We start from the raw sequence: 3,964 nt of genomic DNA, 5'->3' as shown, positions 1-3,964 counted from the left end.
ATTCATCTTCGACAAGCCCCTTCCGGGCCTTCTGAACCATCTGGTCGCACAGGGCCAGTTCTTCGCCGCCTTCGCGCCCAAGCACGCGCTGGCGCCGTTCCATGGCGATTTCGCCGACGATGCGGACGCCAAGGCGCAGCGGGCCGGTTACGACAATTGGGCCGACTGGTTCCGCGTGCGCTGGGGCCACTGGATGGACCGCACCACCCACTCGGCGCTGGGCCTCCAAGTGCCGACGCTGGAAAGCCACATCATGGTGGTGGCGCCCGACGAAACCTTCCGCGACTTCGTGCCCAACCCCTATTATCACCGGGTCGACACGTCCGGCCAGCAGCTGCCCTACATCAACGAGCACAAGGAGCGGTTCATCGATCCGGCGCTCTATGTCGTCGAAATCCTGAACGGCAATGTCGACCAGAAATCGCCCGGCGCGCTCGAAAGCTTCCCAGCGCTCAAGGAAGCCGAGGCCGAGGGCAATTACCGCGTCATCCTGCCGGCCGGCGCCAAGGGCCCCTTCATCGTCTTCAACCAGACCCACAAGGACCCGGCCGTGCGCGCCATCTACGCCGACGCGCGCTTCCGCAAGGCGATGTCGGCCGCCCTCGACCGCGACGAGATCAACGAGACCCTGTTCCTGGGCGTCGCCAAGGTCGGCTCGGCGCTGCCCTACGGCGTTCCGAACGAGGCGCCCGGCGACGCCGCGCACTATGCAAGGTTCGACACGCAGATGGCCGATGCGCTGCTCGACGAAATGGGCATGGCAAGGGGCGACGACGGGCTGCGCCGCCGTCCCGACGGCGAGCCCTTCTCGGTGATCTGGGAATACTCGACCCAGTTCAGCGGCTCGCCGCAGTTTCCGATCCTGGTCGCCGAAATGTGGCGCGCGGTGGGCATCGACGTCCAGATGCGGGAGATCGACTCCGTCACGCTGGGCGACAAGGGCCGCGACAATGCGCTCGACATCCACATGATCTACGACCAGCCGATCTATCCGGTGCTGGCCGCCGGCGCCGAGCCGCTCGTGCCGCCGTTCCACATCAACGATCCGCTGACCGGCCTGCCCTGGGCGCAATGGCGCGACAGCGACGGCGCCGAGGGCGAAGAGCCGCCGGCCTGGGCGAAGGAACTGTGGGAGCATGGCGCCACCATGAGCGCCAGCCTGCCCGGCTCCGAGGCATGGAACGAGGCGCTCTCCGCGGCGACCGAAATCCATCGCGAGCAACTGGTCGTGATCGGCGTGTTCTCCGAAATGCCGCGGCTTTCGGTGATCAACAAGGCGCTGCGCAACGTGCCCGAGATCGAGGCGATCGGCGGATCGGCCACCTTCGGCTATCTGCAACCCTATGGCGTCGATCAGTGGTATTATCCGAACTGATCGGGCAAGAAGGGTGGCCGGCACACCCCGCCGACCACTCCTCCTCACCTGAACGGGTCCGCGTCGCATGCTCCGTTTCCTTTTCGGGCGGCTGGCTTCAGCCCTGGTGGTCCTGGCCGCCTTCTCCCTCGTCGTCTTCTTCCTGATCCAGTTGCCGCCCGGCGACTATGCGGATGCCTATGCCGCCGCACGCGCCGCCGACGGCGATCAGGTCACGCCGGAGGAACTGGCCAACATCCGCGAGCGCTTCCGGCTCGATGCGCCTTTCATCGTTCAATACGTCAACTGGATGGGCAACGTCCTGCGCGGCGATCTGGGCTTTTCCTTCGAGTACAAGAAACCTGTGTCGCACGTGCTCGCCGAGCGTCTGCCGTTGACGCTGGGCATCGCCTTCTGCGCGCTCTTCATCGTCTATGCGGTGGGCATTCCCCTGGGCCTCTACTCCGCCGTCCGCCGCCGCTCCGCGGTCGACTACGGCGCGACCTTCATCGGCTATGTCGGGCTGGCGACGCCCAATTTCCTGTTGGCGCTGATCCTCGTCTATCTCGGCCACAAATGGTTCGGTCTGTCGGCCGGCGGCGTCTTCTCGCCCGAATATGTCGGCCAGCCCTGGAGCTGGGGCCGGTTCCGGGACTTTCTGGCCCATCTGGTGATTCCGGTGATCGTGCTGGGCACGGCCGGCACGGCGGCGCAGGTGCGCACCATGCGCGCCACCATGCTCGATGAACTCTCCAAACCCTATGTCATGGCGGCGCGGGCCAGCGGACTGCCCTTCTGGAGGGCGGTGTGGCGCTATCCGGCGCGGGTCGCTATCGTGCCGATCGCGGCGACGCTCGGCTGGGAGATCACCGCCATCGTGTCCGGCGCGCCGATCGTCGGCATCGTCCTGTCGCTGCCCGAGATGGGGCCGGTCTTCCTGCAATCGCTGATCAGCCAGGACATGCCGCTCGCTGGTGGAATCCTGTTGATCTACTATGTGCTGGTCGTCGTCGGCACGCTGATTTCCGATCTCATCTTGTTCCGGCTCGACCCGCGCATCCGCATGGGGGTGCAGGCGTGAGCGGGACGGCCCATCTCAGCCGCCTGCAGCTTGCGCGCCGGGCCTTCGCCGCCAACCGGCTGGCGCTGGTCAGCCTGTGGGCGCTGGTCGGGCTGATCGTGATCGCGCTGTTCGCCGAGTTCTTCGCGCCCTACAGCCCCCAGGCGCGCAACCGCGCCCATGCGGACGGTCAGCCCATGGGCATCGGGCTCGTCACGCCGGACGGGCGGGTGCAGCTCAATGTGCGCGCGCGGATCACCGAGCGCGACCCGGTCACGTTGCGGCGCGTGACGCAAATCCAGGACGATGACAGTTGGCCGGTGCGGTTCCTCGTGCGCGGCGAACCCTACACCTGGTTCGGACTGATCGAGAGCGACCGGCGGCTGTTCGGCGTGCCCGACGGCTATCTGCATCTGTTCGGAACGGACCGGCTCGGCCGCGACATCTTCTCGCGCACCATCTATGCGTTTCGCACCTCGCTCTCGGTCGGCGCGATTTCGGTGCTTGTCGCCTTCGTGCTCGGCATCATGATCGGCGGGCTGGCCGGCTATGTGCGCGGGCTCTTCGACACCGTCTCGATGCGCATCGTCGAGTTTCTGCAATCGATCCCCACGCTGCCCTTGTGGCTGACGGTGGCCGCGGCCGTGCCGCGCGACTGGTCGGCCATCCAGACCTACATGATCATGACCGTGATCCTGTCCCTGATCGGCTGGACGGTGCTTGCGCGCCGCGTGCGCTCGCGCATCATCGCCATGCACGATGACGCGCATGTGCTGGCCGCGCGGCTGGCCGGCTGCGGGCCGACGACGGTCTTCCGGCGCCACATGCTGCCCTCCTTCACCGGCTATCTGATCGTCGACCTGACGCTTGCCTTTTCCACCATCGTGATCGCCGAAACCTCGCTCAGCTTCCTGGGCCTGGGCCTGCGCGAGCCGGTGGTCAGCCTGGGCGTGCTGCTGCTGCCGGCCCAGTCGATCTCGGCGATCATCCTGACGCCCTGGTACCTGATCCCCGGATTTGTCGTGGTGCTGGTCGTGCTGCTGCTCAACTTCATCGGCGACGGCGTGCGCGATGCCGCCGACCCGCAGAGCTATTGAGGCGGCCATGGGCGCGAACGCGGCGAACATCCTGACCATCGATGCGCTGAGCATCGGCCTTGCGGCCAGGCGGACGACCAGCCTGGTCGACCGGGTCTCGCTGTCGATCCGCCGGGGCGAGGCCGTCGCGCTCGTCGGCGAGAGCGGCTCCGGCAAGAGCCTGACCGCCTTGTCCATCATGGGGCTGTTGCCAGGGGCGGTGCGGGTGACCGGCGGAAAGATCGGCTTTGCCTCCAAGCTGCTGGGCGCGGTGGACCTGGCGCGCGAACCCGAAGGCCGGCACCGCCGCCTGCGCGGCAGCGAGATCGGCATGATCTTTCAGGAGCCGATGAGCGCCTTTTCGATGGTGCACACGGTCGGCGACCAGCTGATCGAGCCGCTGCGGCTGCATGCGGGCATGTCCAGGGTTCGGGCGCGCGCCCATATCGCAGACCTGCTCGACCGCGTCGGCAT

The 3,964-nt window shown here is 67.0% G+C and carries 4 protein-coding genes; all 4 read left to right on the top strand.

The annotated features are described in order from the left end of the window. Positions 1-1,375, top strand: a 1,375-nt coding sequence (locus AC5E6L_RS12960) for an ABC transporter substrate-binding protein (RefSeq protein ID WP_491773814.1), incomplete at its 5' end; no start/stop codon positions are given. A 67-nt stretch (positions 1,376-1,442) separates the two neighbouring features. Beyond that, the gene (locus tag AC5E6L_RS12955; protein ID WP_491230199.1) at positions 1,443-2,435 is read left to right on the top strand and encodes an ABC transporter permease; all 993 of its coding nucleotides are present in this window, start codon (positions 1,443-1,445) and stop codon (positions 2,433-2,435) included. Further along, a complete protein-coding gene (locus tag AC5E6L_RS12950) occupies positions 2,432-3,511 on the top strand; it encodes an ABC transporter permease (RefSeq protein ID WP_491230198.1) in 1,080 nt (359 codons plus the stop codon). The genes AC5E6L_RS12955 and AC5E6L_RS12950 overlap by 4 nt, the downstream gene beginning before the upstream one ends. Positions 3,512-3,518: 7 nt before the next feature. Beyond that, on the top strand, positions 3,519-3,964 hold a 446-nt coding region (locus tag AC5E6L_RS12945), incomplete at its 3' end, for an ATP-binding cassette domain-containing protein (protein ID WP_491773811.1).

The organism is Roseitalea sp. (genome assembly GCF_984466335.1).
The sequence above is the reverse complement of the archived record's forward strand: the minus strand, read 5'-3'. Positions and strand labels throughout refer to the sequence as shown.

Bases quoted from the DNA above. Each gene is read 5' to 3' on its own strand.
- AC5E6L_RS12955 (WP_491230199.1), top strand. From the start codon at position 1,443: ATGCTCCGTTTCCTTTTCGGGCGGCTGGCTTCAGCCCTGGTGGTCCTG.